Source organism: Bacteroidota bacterium (assembly GCA_030017895.1).
In the GTDB taxonomy this organism is placed as follows: domain Bacteria; phylum Bacteroidota; class Ignavibacteria; order UBA10030; family BY39; genus JASEGV01.
The window spans coordinates 1-16,139 of record JASEGV010000021.1 but is presented as its reverse complement, the minus strand read 5'-3'; the positions used below and the strand labels follow the sequence as shown (position 1 = coordinate 16,139).

The window sequence follows — 16,139 nt, the reverse complement described above, 5'->3', positions numbered from 1 at the left end:
GTTAAAAGTAACAATAGTAAAATATAAACTGTTTCAACAGTTTGGTAAATAGACAGGCAAATTATTATGACAACACAAAATAAACCTTCAACACAAGATTTAAAATCTTTATACAATGCCGCTCTTGATTTCAGAGACTTCGGTTGCTGGGACTGGATGGATGATACAGATATTTTTGGCGTCCAGAATCCTGCGACCGAGGAAATCGGCTATTGTTGTGTTATCGGTGCGAACCGCGAAATGTTTGGACTAATTGTATATTTAGGAACTGAAGGATTGGATAGCTATTACAGGATTCTATCGGATAAATCAAAAAAAACGGATTCGATTTTCTATCAAAAATGTTTAATTATCTCGTTTGAGAATAAAAATATTTTGGAGAAAATAGATTTAGATACAATAAAATCTCTCGGACTCAACATTAAAGGTTCGTACGCTTATCCGATGTGTCGCGAATACACGCCGGGCTTTTATCCGTGGTTTATATCTCCCGAACAAATTCAGTTTCTAACTTTATGTTTACAGCAAGCAAAAGAAGTCGCTGGACGGTTTAAAGAAAATAGACAAATTCTATTTTCAGATAATAAAAATGAATATCTTGTAAGAGGATTGCGAACAGTTCAAAATGGTATTGAATGGCAAGATATGAGGGTACAGCCAAAAATGGTAAAGAAAAATGTATCTTACCTATCAAGAATTCCGCATCACCAATTGGATGGAATCAAAAGCAAATATCATTTTGCCGATGTCGGCTGGGAATTCGATTGTTCATATTCCTTCAATCCGCTTCAAGAGAAAAAAAATACACGCCCATACTATCCCAGATTTTTAATGTGTGTCGATAAATACTCAGCATTTATTTTACAGGCCAAGCTTATAGAACAGGTTGATATTGTGAATGAGTGCCAATACGAACTGATAAAAGCGATTGAACAATTAGGAGTAATCCCCAAATTAATAGAAGTTATGGATAAAGATATTTTGAGCATCCTAAGACCGATTACCACCTCACTGGGAATAGATTTACAATTAGTGAAGAACTTGAAAGTTCTCCGAAAAATTAAAAAAGATATGGAAAAATATATTTGATTAGGTAAAAACCAATTGAGATTGTTCCATCCACAATTAAATAAAAACGGATTAACATTAAATGACAAAACCCACATGGAAATTCCCACGCGCATTTTGGACTGCCAACGCCGTTGAGCTTTTTGAGCGAGCGGCATATTATGCAGTCTTCATTGCAATTACATTATATCTTACAAACGTAGTCGGTTTCGATGATATAGCCGCCGCTTGGATTGGCGGTGTATTCTCTGCAGGTCTGTATTTTCTACCGCCATTTACAGGCGCTTTTGCCGATAAGATTGGTTTTCGTAAAGCAATAATACTTGCCTTCGCACTTTTATCAGTCGGCTATTTTGCTTTAGGTGCGTTGCCGTATAAAGCAACTGTTCTACCCGCTCCGCATCTATTTCGGGCTGGAATCGATTAACTTTTTTGCCGCAGCTATGACGTTCATTGCTCTTATCGTTGTTTATTTTTTCTATAAGAATGTTGATATTAATACTTATTGTAACTGGTTTTTGGATGATACAACACCAGATGTATGCGACGATGCCGAAATATGTTTTAAGAACCGTTGGCGAGCATGCCTCACCAGAGTGGATTGCGAACGTGAATCCATTCGTGGTAATGACATCGGTAGTTTTAATTACTCAATTAATGAAACGTGTACAAGCAATTACTTCCATGAGTATCGGTATGCTCTTAATGCCGTTCTCGGCGTTGCTTATGGCTTCAAGTCCGCTTTTGGAATCTCTGACTGGACAATCCGTTTCAATCTTTGGTTTATTTACACTGCATCCTATCACCGTAATGATGATTGCCGGAATAATGGTACAGGGATTAGCTGAATGTTTTATCTCACCGCATTATCTCGAATTCTTCTCGCTGCAAGCGCCAAAAGGCGAAGAAGGCGCTTATTTAGGTTTTAGTCATTTACACTCATTCCTATCTTCTATTCTCGGATTCGGCATATCTGGTTATTTGCTTACTGCGTATTGCCCGGATCCGAAAACACTTTCGCCGGAGCAACTAATTCATGCGTATGATAATGCAAATTATATTTGGTATTACTTCTCCGCAATCGGTTCAGTATCGGCTATTGCTCTTTTTATATATGGAAAAGTTGTAAAGAAAATTGATGAAAGAAAATCTCATGTTAAATAACAATTCTTGTATAAAGATATTATTCATATTCATATTTGGGTCGGCAATATTTTCAAACATTTCGATCGGACAAATTGAAAAAGGACCATATTTACAAAACACTACACAAACCGGTATTACAATTTGTTGGATAAGCGAAGAAATTGGACTCGGAGAAGTTAAATACGGTCTCGATTCGAGTTTAGGAGTAAGAAAATCTGACAACAGAAAAACAACTTACCATCAAATCACTTTAAACGGGCTTAATCCTCAGACAGAATATTTTTATCAGGTAACGGACGGAGGTTATGAATCTGAAGTATATAAATTTTGGACAGCGCCGGTTGATACTACCGCATTCAGTTTTGTAGTTTTAGGAGATACACGCGATGGACATGAAGTACATAACAATTTAGTTAATAGAATTATTTTGCACCAACCTAATTTTGTCGTCCATACCGGTGATTTTGTTATGAAGGGGAATATACAATCTGACTGGGATAAGTTTTTCGAGATCAATAATCAACTAATGAAATTCATTCCTTATTATCCTGTATTAGGAAATCACGAGGATAACGACGAGCGGTATTATAACTACTTTGCTCTTCCGGATAAAGAGAATTATTATTCGTTCACTTGGGGAAATTCAAATTTCATAGTGCTGGATAGCAACCATCCTTTTAACGGAAGGGAAGATCAGAAAGAATATTTATCGGATGTTTTAGCGAATAGCACAGATAAAAAATTTACTTTCATATTTTATCATCACCCGCCGTATTCTTCTGTTGATAAACGTAAACAGAGCAGAGAAGAATTCAGAAATCAATTTATAGATGTATTCAAACCGTTCAGTCCCGACATCATTTTTAACGGACACGACCACAACTACCAGCGATATTTGGTCGACAGCATAAATTATGTAGTGGCAGGTGGCGGCGGCGCTCCGTTGTATGAAATTGACAACCCGGACAGTGGCTATGTGTTTGGGAAAAAAGAATTCAGTTATTGCTTCATTTCTGTTGCTGGCAATTTGTTGAAAATGGAAGTCTATGATTTGACCGGAAAGATGATAGATTCATTTTATACTATAAAGTAAAAGATTGATTGATTTAGCAATGGTTCTTGATTATTAAATGAATTGAGCTTATATTTGAATGGTTCAAAAGGTAAATGATAAATGAAAGCCTTCAATTTTGAGGAAAAAAGAATATGAGTTCACGAAAATATATCAACCCGCCTGTTATTGAAATTGTTTGTGAAATTCGATTTAAAGTTAAAAACCCAAATGATATATCTGTCCCGGGTAGATTTTATGAGAAAATAAAAGATGAATACCCTAATAAAGAAGAACTACACGAGTATGAAGCGAAGCTTGAATTTAGTAAAGAAGATATTCAACAAAAAGTTAGAACTAAATTGCTAGGCATGCAATATAAAACCAATAGTGGAGAGAAACTTATTAGAGTTGCTCCTAATATGGTTTCAGCACATCATATACCGCCTTATTCAAATTGGGAGAAGTTTATTCCCACTGCAAAGAAAGCTTTCGATATCTTCAGAGAAATTGTACAGCCTGATGGGATTGAAAGAATTGGTTTACGATATATTGACAGAGTGGAGGTTCCAAAGATATCATTTGATTTGAGTGAATATTTTAAAATATATCCACATATCCCCAAAGTTGAAGATCGTAATATTACTCAGTTTTTTATGCGTTTAGAAATGTCGTTTTTCAATGGAAGAGATGTATTGATTCTATCAATTCATAAATCACAAGAAAAGCTTGCTGATAAAACAGTAATAATCCTTGATTGGGACTACGTGTTAGCAAAACCTGAAGAAGTGAGTATGGATAATGTTTTAAACTGGATCGAAGAAGCTCATGATAAAGTAATAGAAATATTTGAAGAATCAATTACCGATTCCTGTCGTCAGTTATTTAATAATAAACAATAAAAAATATTTTCAATATGATCGAAGTACCATACTTTCCCAATGAATATACAAGTAGAGAATTTCTTCCTTATGGATTTGTGAGCTCAACAAGAACTTATACAGAAGTATTAAATCAAACAGATATTTTCGAATCTGTTAAGAGTAGTTATTCTCTTACTTTTATTAATAATTTCAATCTACTCCAAAAATCATATAATTTTCAAAACTCAGAACAAGTAAAAAGAGTAATTTATGATCATTATTATATCATCAAACCACTTCTTAATATCAACGAAAAGGTCATGAATATTTTTTGTAATAAAGTAGTAGAGATTTGTTTAGAATTCGATGAAGATCCGGAAGAAAATTATGAGGGACTCTCAGTTATTATTAAAACGAATTTATCTCCAGAAGATTCTTTAGATCTGTTAGATAAATTTGATGAAGAAATATGGTTCGATATTGATGTAAGGGTTAAAAAAATATTATCTGTGATGGTTAGACCTGTATGAGCTTTGATTGGACTTTGTATATAGAATTAGCAGAGAAATTATTTAATAATTATTGTCATTCAAATTTAAGAGAAGCATATCTGCGTACCTCGCTAAGTCGTTTATATTATGGGGCATTTGGTATATCACGAAATTTTCTCGATAAACAAGGTATAATAATACAAATGATAGATACACATAAATTTGTTAGGGAAAAATATATCAACTCTTCAAATAAGATTGAACAAGAAATTGGAAATAACCTGAGACGCTTATGGAAAGAAAGGAAAGTTGCTGATTATGATAATAATGCATCTATTGATCTGAAAAGAGCAGAAACCGCATATCATCTTTCTTTAAGAACATTTGAAAAATTAAGAAATATTGGTGCAGTATAGTTAATAATTAAACCAAATAAATCTTCTTCTGCGGCTTTGATAAAAACACACAGCCATCTTTTGTTACAACTACCATTTCCTCAACCGTTGCCACACCGTGTCCCTCGACGGTTAGACGAGGTTCAAGTGTATAGACCTGTCCCTCTTCGACTTGCTGAAAGGGAAGTGTTCCATAGCGTTCCCAACGCGGGAAAAGTCCTCCTCCTCCGTCGTGTGCGACCCGTCCGATTTGATGGCCAAGCCCGTGAGGATATTCGGCATAACCGTTTGATGTTATATGATTGCGTGCAGCATCGTCAACGTCGCAGCCCTGTACACCCGGTTTTAGTTTTTTCGAAGCGAGTAGTATCGCTTCTATGATCGTGTTAAATCCACGAACAACTTCCTTTGGGGGAGTTTTTTCGCCTTTTCTTTTTATGTACCAGGTGCGTTGTAAATCTGAACAGTATCCTTTCCACTTTATACCGAAATCGATATTTATAATATGTCCGCCTTCAATTTTTCTTTTTGTGGGTCCCGCGTGCGCACCCGCCGATTCAGGTCCTGTAAAAACTGCGGGACAATGTTCTTTATCCCATGCAGGTTCAACGCCTAACTTCTTCACTTCCTGTAAAATGAAGTTAGCAACATCTTGCTCGGTCTTTCCGGGTTTTATGAATTTTGTAACCTTATCGAATATTTTCAATGTTTCCTTGATAGCATCTTTCATCAATTTCAATTCGGAAGAAGATTTTCTTCCTCTTAGTGCAGAAATTATTGGTTCGGCTGAGATGATTCTTTCTTTAAACGGAGTATTTTCAAGGTAAGTCATTAATTGAAGCCACATTCCGTGTGTGAGTCCATCTGAAATCACTGTATTAGTTGAATAATTCAAGGCAATAGTTTTAGGATTTATTCTGTCCAAGACTTCCAATAAAGTATTTTTTATCGATTGAACGTATCCGATAATCTCTTTATAATTACCGTGGGTTTTTAGGTTTGCGATATCCAAACTACCGGCAATCGCGATTGTTTCGCCTTTCGCTGTTATGATGTATGCAGTTTGCCAGGTGCAATGTGTTCCAACGCTTACATCGATAATAGGGTCGGGTATTGTGGTGCTTTCACGAACAAAAGTCATCCACATATCAATTTTCTTTTCTTTTAAAATCTCAATTGCCTGTTGAATTTTTTCTTGTACCATAATTTTCTCCATTTTATTTTGTGAAAATTTACTTAAGTCGTACGACTAAAGCAAGTTGACTTGAGTAAACAATTAACTTGATTTTGATATATTAATTCTGTAAAATTATACAGCATTTTTTTTAAGAAAAATCAATAACAGGAAAAAATATGAAAATAAAAGAAAATATTGTAAACGATGTAGCAATAATTACATTGAGGGGAGACCTAATCGGAGAACCCGAGACTACAAATATTCGTGAGAAAGTCCGCAGTTTAATTACGGATAATGTTAAGAAAATAGTTATCGACTTAGCTGATGTTGCTTATATTAATTCCACCGGTTTGGGGAGTTTAATTTCGGTTTTAACAACACTTCGAAATGCCGGTGGCGATTTAAAACTTTCGCACGTCGGGGAAAAAATAAAATCGATTTTTGTAATTACTCAACTTATAAAAGTTTTCGATACTTACGAAACACACGAAGAAGCAATAGCAGGTTTTAAGAATTAGTATTGTTTTTTTAAATGAACAATCCAAAGTTTACTATAACATCGACTGCTTTCGAAGATGGAAAAGTAATTCCGACAAAGTATGCGAACACCGGCATAACCGGCGGCAAAAATATTTCTATTCCTCTCAAGTGGGAGAATGTACCTAAAGAAACGAAATCATACGCCATATCAATTATCGATTTACATCCGGTTGCAAACAACTGGGTGCACTGGTGTGTGATACATATCCCGTTAACTGTCAATGAGATAGTTGAAGGCGCATCAAACACTAATAAACTTCCTACAGGTTCTAAAGAACTTAATAACACATTTGGTTCAGTTGGTTATGGCGGACCACAACCACCTAAAGGAAGCGGCTTACATAAGTATGAAGTTACAATTTATGCCTTGGATGTAGAAAAATTGGAACTCGATAAGCATACATCACTTATAACATTCCGTAAAGCGATTGATGGAAAAGTTATTGCGACCGCTAAAACCGTTGGTGTGTTCGAGAGATAATTGGTTAGATATAGGAGTTTTGCTCCGTCCCGATTGGACGAGAGTTCCATCGGGAAATTTCGAGTTTATTGTTTACGGTTGCTTTAAACTCATCAATTAGATTTTGTACAAGTTCCTTTACTGTGGTAATGCTTGTTGCCTTGAAAGCATTCGAGCCGCAGAAGGCATATCCTTTTTCAAAATTTCCTTTTAATGCATTTATCAAAGCAGTGATAATGCAGTACGGACTGCTTGAAATTTCACAGGTTTTAATACATTGAAACGGACATTGTAAAGGCATACGTTTTCCTTGTTTAACTTTTTCAAGAAAATTACTCGTGATTGCTCGCCCGGGCATTCCCACAGGGCTTTTTATAATTTCAATATCCTCGGCTTTTGCATCGATATAAGATTGCTTGAACTCTGGTGAAGCATCGCACTCTTCAGTCGTTACAAAACGTGTTCCCATCTGAACTCCTGAAGCGCCTAACTGCATGATGTTGTATATATCTTCGCCGGTATAAATTCCGCCGGCTGCTATTACAGGTATCTGCTTGTTGTACATTTCTTCAAACGGTTTAACTTCATTGACGACATCCGGTATCAATTTTTCGAGCGCAAAATTCTCATCTTCTATTTGTTCTGGTTTAAAGCCTAAATGCCCGCCAGCTTTGGGACCTTCCACAACAATTGCATCGGGAAGATAGTTATAATTTTTTTTCCATTTCTCACAAATAATTTTTGCTGCCCGTCCCGACGAGACAATAGGAGCTAATTTTGTAACGCTGTCTTTCTTTAGGAAGCTTGGTAAATCGAGTGGAAGTCCGGCTCCGGCAAAAATAATATCTGCCTTTTCAGAAATTGCAGTTCTTACCATGTCGGTAAAGTTCGACATTGCCACCATAATATTTACACCTATAACACCGGATGTTTTCTCACGGGCTTTTCGTAGCTCTTCTTTCAGTCCTAATATGCTTGCTTCTAAAAAATCGTTTGAAAATTTTTTGTATAAAAGCCCTAACCCTGCGCTTGAGATAACGCCGACGCCGCCTTCGTTAGCTACAGCTGCTGCCAATCCGGAAAGGGATACTCCCACTCCCATTCCACCCTGTATAAGTGGAAGAGGGATGCTTAAATCACCAATATATAATGTATTCATCAACTTTATTTTCTTTGTTTAGTTAAAGATAGGTAATTATTTGATTAAAACCACTTCTACAAAAAAAATAATCGTTTGGTTAAAAATCGTACCGAAGGAGTGGCTGATAATAATTATTAGTTCCCGGTTCGTAGATTCTTATAATGACAGGACCGGTATCGCCGAAATATTTTCTGTAATAATTCTTAAACGGACTTATATCGAATTTTATTGTCTGCGTAATCAATGCTTCGCACATATCGTTGTTGGATTTGTATATCTCCGTTCGTAGAAACAGAAGCGTTTTTACATCCCCATAATAAAGAAGTAATTGTTATTAATGTGAGGAGAATAATTTTAAGCATAATACTTCATTTTTTTGGTAAGCCAAATACATCTAAATCAGACTCATCTGGTTTATCAATTTCTATTAGGTAATCATCTTCCATCTGTTTAATATCTTCTGCCTTGTTCAAATCAAGAACGGTTGCAGAAGGTAATGGTTGTATATTTTTAAAATCTCGATTAAAGAATTTATTAAGTACTCCAGCTTTATTCAGCAGCCAGAGTGTAAAATACAACAGCGTACACAAAATGATTGTATAAATGAAGAAATATATCGCCACTCCTAATATTAATGTAACTGTAAGGAATAAATATATTAGAAATGAAACAGCTAAACCTGAACGCAATTGTTGGTTATTGACGGTTGCAATTTTTGAAAGTATGTAGATGACCCCCAACACTATCGGTTGCAAGATATAACGATATCCAATCCCATTTTTATTTTTTAAAAAATTAATTTGAGCACCAAGCCACTTTTGTAACGACGCACAGCTTTCGGCAACTGATTTAGTGTTAAAGTAAGCCAATATGCCGCCAACGATTAGGGGCAAAATTAAAAATATAAAATCTGTCATATTCTCCTCAACTTTTCTAAAAATTCATCTGCTTCAAGTCCAGTTAAACCTTTACTTGCGATTGATTCCTTTGTAATTTTATCAATGTCGAGAAGACTGGCAATAACTGTAAGTTCAGCTTTAGAGAACCGTTCCGCAGATAGAACGTAGTCTTCAAAAGCTTCCGATGCCATCGGTGCAACACATTTTACTATCCCTCCAATTATTTCTGCATAAACACGGATTTCGAACTGCGCATGTCTATCCATACGCAAATGTAGAAAATGCAATAAATTGTGCAGGTCAATTTTCCAATACCATTCCGTATAGAGTGAGAGGGGAAGGTTGATGCGGGCAAGCTCGCGTGCGATGTTGTCGTCTAAAAATTCTTCGTAACGTTTGTAACTGGATTGTTGATCTAACAAGATTGTATCAAGGACTTTACGCCGAAGCTCTGCCGGAACCTCTTCCTCCGACCTTCCTTGTTTATTTTTTACGCTCTGTCCTTTAATCGCATCCTCCGACGGTGCATAGAACTCGTCCTTCATAATTGAGTAGCGACCCGAAAGCTCATTCACGTTTGCTGTACGATGGCGTATCCATTGCCGTGCGACGAATATAGGAAGCTTTACATGAAATTTCAACTCAACCATCTCGAACGGTGTTGTGTGTAAATGCCGCATCAAATAACGAAGCAGTATGCGGTCTTCGCTCACTGTTTTAGTTCCTTTCCCGTATGAGACGCGAGCTGCTTGCACGATTGATTCATCGCCCCCCATGTAATCAACGAGGCGGACGAAGCCTGCATTCAAACACTTAAATTCTTTATCTAAAATTTCTTCTGCTTTTGGGTTTATAACGTGAGCCATTATTTATATCCCGCTTTCTCTAATTCATCCAACGATTTTTAGTCATTTGCTAATCTCAACTATCTTCCGATTCCTTTCCATTATCATATTCGCTGAAATCGTAATCGTCTTCGTCGTAGTTGAATTCAACTTTGCTTTGTTTAATAATCTCGTTGAGTATGTCGTTCAAAAAACCCTGATCGATTGTCGATTGAAACTTGATAAGTAATTCAGGGATGTTGATGATTTCTTCGATGCAGGACATATATCGAGAGACAATAGCTTTGATTGAATACTGTCTCTCCGCTTGTTCCTGTATTTTATGTTTTATAGTATCATTTGAATCAGATGACTTCACAACGAACGTTATCGGGTATTTCTCAATCTTGTCGATGTCTAAAAAATATTTCTTTACGTCCACAGTCTCCGTAACCTGAAAAAAACGCCCCAATGGTTTCATCACGAAATCAACACCGCCGTCGTTTGCGTTCGTGCGTCCCGTCTTGTAGAGTTTAAGATTATCTTCTTGGAGGTACACGGGATCAAAACCCCAGTAGAGTTTTTGATTGTGATAGTAATACTTGAGGATGCTGTAGCTTACTATTTCAAAAATGCGTGCATCTACTGTTGACCCCAACAAACCTGTGATAAATTCTACAAGTTCTTGTTCTTTGAATTTCTCTGCCCCTTCACAGAATTTGATAAAGCGGTCAAACGCACTTCTCTTTGCCTCAATGTAAGCGGTGATTATTTCTATTATAGACACCGAAAGATCATTTTTCATGGACCTAATACCGAGTTTGAGAAGATGCTGATTGATCCAGTATCGATTTGTATTAGGATCTCGAAGGACGGGGATATATTCGCAGTTTGGGAAGAACTTTTTAAACTCCTCGTTCATTCGGTGATTGAGTGCGTGATTTTGCAATTTTTGACCGAATGGAAGTTCTCTCTGTCTATTAAATAGAGTTGAGAATATCGCACCCTCATAATTATTGTAATTGCCTGATCTGTGGAATCCTTTTGCAATGTAATCTTCGACCAAAAAATAGATTGCGTAAAGATTGGCAAAACTCCCTCTCGATTTGGAACCTTTGTTGGCCGACTTGGTCTTAATATTGAAATACTGAATAAGCACGCTCCTTGAAAAGACCGCCTCCGATGACTTAGGAAAGTTTTTCTCTAGGATACTTTTGATCGTTTTCGTGAACTCGTGTTCCATTTGGCTTTCTTTTCAAATAGGGAGAGTGTAGTTTGTTTTTCGTCTATTGGCGGCTGATATGTTTTCCGCTCTCTGCGTAGAGGTTCACCGTTGAACTCTGAAGCAATCTGCAATCGACGTAATCCAATCTTTACATAGTCTTCATTGATTTCAATTCCGATTGATTTCCTTTTGAGTTGTTTTGCAACGTGTGAAGTTGTGAAGGTGCCAGAGAACGGATCAACCACTAGTTCGCCCTCGTTGCTGCTTGCCTTGATGATCCTCTCTAATAATGCTGTGGGTTTTTGAGTCGGATGAATTTCGTATTCATCCATTCGGTATCTTACTCGTGGAATATGCCAAACGTTTCCCGGGACTTTCTTTGAGTTATACACGGTCGGGACTGATTTCCTATAATCAATTAGCTTCCGCACAGCTCCAGTCTTTGCTTCGACCAGAATATCGTTAGCATTGAAGGTATAGTCTTTCTCGTCCTTAACGCAGTGTAGTATCGGCTCATATAAAGAACCAAAATACTTGCGGGCTTGAACACTTGAACTGTCGTAGTACCAGACGATTCGAGATAAAATAATGAGCCTGTCTCTGAGGAAAAGATCGAAGTAGGGCATATTCTGAGTGGCTGTCATTACATACAGCGATCCGTTGGGTTTTAACTTCTTTATGCACAATTGAAGCCATTTGTAACACCAGTTTAAATACGAACTATCTGATTCCCACCGATCAGGAAAATCGACAAATTTCTTTCCAATATTGTAAGGTGGATCGGCAAAAATCAGATCAACAGAATTGTCTTTAATTGTGGCAAGTGCCTCTATAGCCTCGCCCCAAACTATTTTGTGACCATTCTTCTCAAATACCTTCATTTCTATCTTCTTCTCGTTGTCTCGAATTTAACAAATCCTTATGCAAAATCAAACTTAACTGATATGAATTTTCCTATCTATATCCCGCTCTCTCCAAATCAGCAACCGACTTAAAAGGAAAAGGCGGCTTCAAATACTCGGCGAGGAATTTGTAAATCTTCAATCGCGTTTCCTTTGCTAACTTTGTATCAATACGGTCGAAACTGTGTCCGCCGGGTGCATCCTTGAAAATTTCGTAATCGAATTTTTTACCCGCAGCTTTCAAAGCACGAATCAAGTGTTCGACTTCCAACACATTAACGTCGTCGTCGTTTGTGTTGGTGTGTATAAGAAGCGGTGTTTTGAGTTTATCAGCATGATTGACGGGCGAACGTTTTCGGTATTCTTCAACATTATCCTGAGCAGTTTTACCGATATGATATTTTGCCGAAAATTCTTTCCGGTATTCATCGTCGTAATAACCCATACGTGCAACAAGGTCGCTTACCGGCACACCGGCGAATGCTACCTGATAGTCGTCGGGATGTTGGAAAATGTCCATTAGTGCAATTAATCCGCCATGGCTCCAACCAATTACACCTATGCGATTTTTATCTACGAAATCGTAATTCTCGATCATGTAATTTTTGCTTGCATTGTTGTCTTCGATTTCTAATCCGCCGTAATCGATTTTTTCGTAGAAACTTTTACCGTAGCCGGTGCTTCCGCGGTATTCAGGCGCAACCACAATATAACCCTGCGCCATTAATTCACGGATTATGTGAGTGTAGTAAGTTGTGAAGTTTGCGTGCACACCGCCGTGAGGTAAAACGAGAAGCGGATATTTTTTACTCCGGTCGATTTTCTGCGGGATGAAAATGTAAGTCCAAAATTTAACAGGGTTGTTCGCGCCCATTGCCGTTGGATTAGGAACATAAGCAGGCGGTGGACCTACGATAAACACTTTGTCGATGTTGGCAACGTCGCCTACTTTGTTGTACCAAAGTATATCATCGACAGCTTTTTCCAATTCATCGAGACGGTGTTCTAGCGACTCAAATTTTTTATTGATTAGCTTATCGGTGGTTGTGCTTTCTTCTTTTCTATCCTGTGCAAGGAGGGGAAGGGAAAAAAGAAGATAGATTAATAACACATTAATTAAAAAGGTGAACAGCTTTGAATTATTCATGTTTAATATTCCTTAATTTACATGTGATAAATTATATTACTCAATATACCTATTAAAGAAAAACCTGTTTACAATTCCATATTGTACGCATGTTTTGCCGTCGGGAAATATTAGAATATTAGTAGGATACGATTTTATCTTGAACTTATTTTGAATTGGTTCCGACAAAGAGATCTGCGGCCATGTAATGCCCTTTTCTTTGATTACAGTCCTTGCATCTTCCAATTTAGACGTATACAAAAAACTTATTATTTGTAACTTGTTTGTACCATAGTCTGAATTTGCTTTTACAAGTTCAGGGATTTCGCCAATACACGGCTTACACCATTCACCCCAAAAGTTTAATAGTACATACTTGCCTTTATATTTATTAAAACTTATTGCATTGCCGTCTATTGTGGTTGCACTAATGTTCCAGACATCTTCGTCTATCAAAGTGGTTCCGGAGTTTTTATACATACTAATACTGTCGAGGGGCATATTGCTCTCACTGTACATTCTGTTCAGTGAATCGAGGTGTTTTAAATAGTAGAAAGTAGGTTCTTCTTCAGTATTCCGGATTTCCAACCAATGACCGTATTTATTAATCATCGTAATCTTGTAAGATTCTTGACCTACCGTGAAAATGTCGTTCAATTTAAATACATTCGTTGTTGCATCAATCTCTAATTTTCCACTGTTGTTTCGATCGATTAATAAAAGGTCGTCATCATCATTAAATAATCCATTATTGTCGTAATCAAAAATCCCGATTTGGTATTTATTATTACTGAGAGCGATTTCACCGCGTCTTAATCCGAGAGGATTATCAAAATAAAATGTGCCGTGCTTGCCTGTGAAATCATTATCTTGAATAAAATTGCTGTAAAATTTAAGAAAATGTGGGTTAAGGTTACCGGAACTATCAACATACCTGTATGATAAACTATCAAAATTATCGGGTCTGCGTTGTAATAATATTTTTGTCTTTTGACTTGGATCGTCTCTTGAAATAATATCAAAAGTAAAATTAACTTGATTATATGGAAAAATAAAAGGAGAATTATCGTTGGTTAAATCGTAGTCACGATTCATATCAATATACAACTCCTCTCCGCTGTCTTTGGGGATAACCATAACTGAGATCTCGGGATTGTCAGACTTAAAAGTATAGAAAGCTGAAAAAAATCTTGCTCCTGCTGTATCAATCAAAGGAAGCTTTAACGCCTTGTCTGGTTTTTTTTTAAATCTGGTAAGATGAGGTCCGAAATCATCTACGTCAGTTAGCATAGGAAGTTCGGCTCGTATGCGGTCTTGCTGTGGTAAAATAGGCAGTGTAAATAAAAAAAATAACAAAACGATTATTTTACTGGCTTTCAAAATAAGTCCTCTCAATTAATATTTATCACATGATACTATTTAATTAGAACAAGTTTTTTTGTTTCTGTAAATGAACCGGCTTTTAACCGATAAAAATAAACTCCGCTAGGAATATCGGTTGCGTTCCACTTAGCTGAATACTTTCCCACAGCAAGATTCTGTGAGAGAAGCAAAACAATTAATGATTTTGTCGTAATATTCTACCTACAATTTTTATTGGTTTAATTTATTTACTGAAGTTACGCAAAAGAGTCATTCTGAACGAAGTGAAGAATCTGAAACCTCAAATTCAGGCTATTTTTAGATGTTTCGCTTCGCTCAACATGACAAAAAGTCAATTCTGCGTAACTTCAGTTATTTAAACAAACATTTTACAGCTAATGCAGTTTTCAAATATCTATGAAGTATTCTTATCATAATTACATTCTTGTTTGTTACAATAGTTCTTTTAGCCTTTTAACTTTTTGATATTTGGAATATCTTCTTTGCTTCTGGCTTTTTTTATATCCTCAATCAAAAAGGTAATTTTTGTGTAAAGCCTCGTGTCTTTAATCTTTAGCAAATCCGTTTTGAAGCTATCTCTGTATTCAATGATCATTCAGCTTTTAAAATTTTATATATTTCTTTCTGTGAGATTTTCTTTGATTTACTTCCTTCATCTATAGCCTTTGCGATTCCATAATCTTCCATTGCTTCTGCGACAACACCATGGATAAACGCTTTTTCTTCTTGGATAGCTTCTTTTATAGCCGATTTTAAAATTTGTTTTAGTTTTTTTTCTTGAATTTCCATTTTCGTCCATTTAAGTTTTAGTTGTATCGTTCGTGGAATACGGTTCAATATAGTTTATAATGAGATATTTATCAAATATCATTTCCGGTGAGCTGTAGCTTCGATATATTTAGAAAAAGCATCCGGTTTTCCCGGCGGTGCTATCTCAAATGTGATGCTTACGGCATCTTTCTGTTGCTTCGTATATGTAAGTCGAAAGCGTGGGGAAGACGCTAAAATATCGCTCAGAAAGATTACCGAGTTTGTATCAGTTGAGAATTCAACATCATAATTGATTACATGTCCTTCGTTGTCCCAATAAATAGCCCGGATCGAATCGTCTTGGTCCTTGTAAATAATCATCAGGTCATCGTGGCGGAATGCTGGTTTATCTTGCGTGGCATGATATTCAGCAAAGTTCTTTCTGATAAGAATAGTTTTCTGAAAGTCGAGATAAAATGAGAAACCGCCAACTCCATTACCGGGGGCCTTCTCCTTTTCCAACCCAATCACCTAACAGAAAATTCCACGCATCCCAGTTAGGAGCATCTTTCGATTGTTGTGATGATAGGGAGGGAGTCAAAATAATCATTTTATTTATCCTATAAATGAAGTCCGAACTAATGGGCGGTTCCAAAAATTGACTTATTGAATACTTTTTTTTGTATATTTAAGAAAAT

Annotated in this window: 18 protein-coding genes and 1 pseudogene; 9 read left to right on the top strand and 10 right to left on the bottom strand. The window is 36.5% G+C overall.

Features of this window, described 5'->3' with window-relative positions:
* Positions 1–66 precede the first annotated feature (66 nt).
* From QME58_05660 to QME58_05635, 6 genes and pseudogenes are all read left to right on the top strand, one after another.
* On the top strand, positions 67–1,089 hold the full coding sequence (locus tag QME58_05660; GenBank protein ID MDI6803317.1) for a hypothetical protein: 1,023 nt from the start codon (positions 67–69) through the stop codon (positions 1,087–1,089).
* A 61-nt stretch (positions 1,090–1,150) separates the two neighbouring features.
* A pseudogene (locus QME58_05655) lies at positions 1,151–2,232 on the top strand (MFS transporter).
* Positions 2,207–3,307, top strand: a complete 1,101-nt coding sequence (locus tag QME58_05650; GenBank protein ID MDI6803316.1) for a metallophosphoesterase family protein — start codon at positions 2,207–2,209, stop codon at positions 3,305–3,307. Before QME58_05655 ends, QME58_05650 begins: the two are co-directional and overlap by 26 nt.
* Before the next feature lie 113 nt (positions 3,308–3,420).
* Positions 3,421–4,167, top strand: a complete 747-nt coding sequence (locus QME58_05645) for a TIGR04255 family protein (GenBank protein ID MDI6803315.1) — start codon at positions 3,421–3,423, stop codon at positions 4,165–4,167.
* 14 nt (positions 4,168–4,181) lie between these two features.
* Complete coding sequence (locus QME58_05640) at positions 4,182–4,658, top strand: hypothetical protein (protein MDI6803314.1); 477 nt, start codon at positions 4,182–4,184, stop codon at positions 4,656–4,658.
* Positions 4,655–5,035 (top strand): hypothetical protein, encoded by a 381-nt coding sequence (locus QME58_05635; GenBank protein MDI6803313.1) that lies wholly within the window; start codon positions 4,655–4,657, stop codon positions 5,033–5,035. Before QME58_05640 ends, QME58_05635 begins: the two co-directional genes overlap by 4 nt.
* Positions 5,036–5,042: 7 nt before the next feature.
* Here QME58_05635 and QME58_05630 read toward each other — a convergent pair whose 3' ends face one another.
* Positions 5,043–6,218 carry a Xaa-Pro peptidase family protein gene (locus QME58_05630; protein ID MDI6803312.1) on the bottom strand — a complete coding sequence of 392 codons (1,176 nt, stop codon included), beginning with the start codon at positions 6,216–6,218 and terminating at the stop codon, positions 5,043–5,045.
* A 149-nt stretch (positions 6,219–6,367) separates the two neighbouring features.
* Here QME58_05630 and QME58_05625 point away from each other — a divergent pair, with 149 nt between their 5' ends.
* Both QME58_05625 and QME58_05620 read left to right on the top strand, forming a co-directional pair.
* Positions 6,368–6,709, top strand: a complete 342-nt coding sequence (locus tag QME58_05625; protein MDI6803311.1) for an STAS domain-containing protein — start codon at positions 6,368–6,370, stop codon at positions 6,707–6,709.
* 14 nt (positions 6,710–6,723) lie between these two features.
* Positions 6,724–7,212, top strand: a complete 489-nt coding sequence (locus QME58_05620) for a YbhB/YbcL family Raf kinase inhibitor-like protein (GenBank protein ID MDI6803310.1) — start codon at positions 6,724–6,726, stop codon at positions 7,210–7,212.
* Positions 7,213–7,216: 4 nt separating this feature from the next.
* Here the strand turns inward: QME58_05620 and QME58_05615 are convergent, their stop codons facing one another.
* The gene (locus QME58_05615) at positions 7,217–8,350 is read right to left on the bottom strand and encodes a nitronate monooxygenase family protein (protein MDI6803309.1); all 1,134 of its coding nucleotides are present in this window, start codon (positions 8,348–8,350) and stop codon (positions 7,217–7,219) included.
* A gap of 40 nt (positions 8,351–8,390) precedes the next feature.
* Between QME58_05615 and QME58_05610 the strand changes: the two genes are divergently transcribed.
* Entirely contained in the window at positions 8,391–8,621 is a 231-nt protein-coding gene (locus QME58_05610) for a hypothetical protein (protein MDI6803308.1), read from the top strand.
* Between the two features lie 79 nt (positions 8,622–8,700).
* Here QME58_05610 and QME58_05605 read toward each other — a convergent pair whose 3' ends face one another.
* The 8 genes from QME58_05605 to QME58_05570 all read right to left on the bottom strand — a co-directional run bounded on the left by QME58_05605 (position 8,701) and on the right by QME58_05570 (position 15,963).
* Positions 8,701–9,249 carry a hypothetical protein gene (locus QME58_05605; GenBank protein MDI6803307.1) on the bottom strand — a complete coding sequence of 183 codons (549 nt, stop codon included), beginning with the start codon at positions 9,247–9,249 and terminating at the stop codon, positions 8,701–8,703.
* Entirely contained in the window at positions 9,246–10,097 is an 852-nt protein-coding gene (gene thyX / locus QME58_05600) for an FAD-dependent thymidylate synthase (protein ID MDI6803306.1), read from the bottom strand. Before thyX ends, QME58_05605 begins: the two co-directional genes overlap by 4 nt.
* A 55-nt stretch (positions 10,098–10,152) precedes the next feature.
* Positions 10,153–11,298 carry a restriction endonuclease gene (locus tag QME58_05595; GenBank protein MDI6803305.1) on the bottom strand — a complete coding sequence of 382 codons (1,146 nt, stop codon included), beginning with the start codon at positions 11,296–11,298 and terminating at the stop codon, positions 10,153–10,155.
* Positions 11,259–12,161, bottom strand: coding sequence for an adenine-specific DNA-methyltransferase (gene yhdJ / locus QME58_05590; protein ID MDI6803304.1), 903 nt, complete (start codon positions 12,159–12,161; stop codon positions 11,259–11,261). Before yhdJ ends, QME58_05595 begins: the two co-directional genes overlap by 40 nt.
* A 73-nt stretch (positions 12,162–12,234) precedes the next feature.
* Positions 12,235–13,329 carry a prolyl oligopeptidase family serine peptidase gene (locus QME58_05585; protein MDI6803303.1) on the bottom strand — a complete coding sequence of 365 codons (1,095 nt, stop codon included), beginning with the start codon at positions 13,327–13,329 and terminating at the stop codon, positions 12,235–12,237.
* A gap of 36 nt (positions 13,330–13,365) precedes the next feature.
* Complete coding sequence (locus QME58_05580) at positions 13,366–14,688, bottom strand: TlpA disulfide reductase family protein (GenBank protein ID MDI6803302.1); 1,323 nt, start codon at positions 14,686–14,688, stop codon at positions 13,366–13,368.
* A 594-nt stretch (positions 14,689–15,282) separates the two neighbouring features.
* Positions 15,283–15,480 carry a hypothetical protein gene (locus tag QME58_05575; GenBank protein MDI6803301.1) on the bottom strand — a complete coding sequence of 66 codons (198 nt, stop codon included), beginning with the start codon at positions 15,478–15,480 and terminating at the stop codon, positions 15,283–15,285.
* A gap of 78 nt (positions 15,481–15,558) precedes the next feature.
* Positions 15,559–15,963, bottom strand: a complete 405-nt coding sequence (locus tag QME58_05570) for a hypothetical protein (GenBank protein ID MDI6803300.1) — start codon at positions 15,961–15,963, stop codon at positions 15,559–15,561.
* Between the last annotated feature and the right edge of the window lie 176 nt (positions 15,964–16,139).

Coding starts and splice junctions, on each gene's coding strand:
- QME58_05660 (MDI6803317.1), top strand. CDS start 67: ATGACAACACAAAATAAACCTTCAACACAAGATTTAAAATCTTTATAC.
- QME58_05650 (MDI6803316.1), top strand. CDS start 2,207: ATGAAAGAAAATCTCATGTTAAATAACAATTCTTGTATAAAGATATTA.
- QME58_05645 (MDI6803315.1), top strand. CDS start 3,421: ATGAGTTCACGAAAATATATCAACCCGCCTGTTATTGAAATTGTTTGT.
- QME58_05640 (MDI6803314.1), top strand. CDS start 4,182: ATGATCGAAGTACCATACTTTCCCAATGAATATACAAGTAGAGAATTT.
- QME58_05635 (MDI6803313.1), top strand. CDS start 4,655: ATGAGCTTTGATTGGACTTTGTATATAGAATTAGCAGAGAAATTATTT.
- QME58_05630 (MDI6803312.1), bottom strand. CDS start 6,218: ATGGTACAAGAAAAAATTCAACAGGCAATTGAGATTTTAAAAGAAAAG.
- QME58_05625 (MDI6803311.1), top strand. CDS start 6,368: ATGAAAATAAAAGAAAATATTGTAAACGATGTAGCAATAATTACATTG.
- QME58_05620 (MDI6803310.1), top strand. CDS start 6,724: ATGAACAATCCAAAGTTTACTATAACATCGACTGCTTTCGAAGATGGA.
- QME58_05615 (MDI6803309.1), bottom strand. CDS start 8,350: ATGAATACATTATATATTGGTGATTTAAGCATCCCTCTTCCACTTATA.
- QME58_05605 (MDI6803307.1), bottom strand. CDS start 9,249: ATGACAGATTTTATATTTTTAATTTTGCCCCTAATCGTTGGCGGCATA.
- thyX (MDI6803306.1), bottom strand. CDS start 10,097: ATGGCTCACGTTATAAACCCAAAAGCAGAAGAAATTTTAGATAAAGAA.
- QME58_05595 (MDI6803305.1), bottom strand. CDS start 11,298: ATGGAACACGAGTTCACGAAAACGATCAAAAGTATCCTAGAGAAAAAC.
- yhdJ (MDI6803304.1), bottom strand. CDS start 12,161: ATGAAGGTATTTGAGAAGAATGGTCACAAAATAGTTTGGGGCGAGGCT.
- QME58_05585 (MDI6803303.1), bottom strand. CDS start 13,329: ATGAATAATTCAAAGCTGTTCACCTTTTTAATTAATGTGTTATTAATC.
- QME58_05575 (MDI6803301.1), bottom strand. CDS start 15,480: ATGGAAATTCAAGAAAAAAAACTAAAACAAATTTTAAAATCGGCTATA.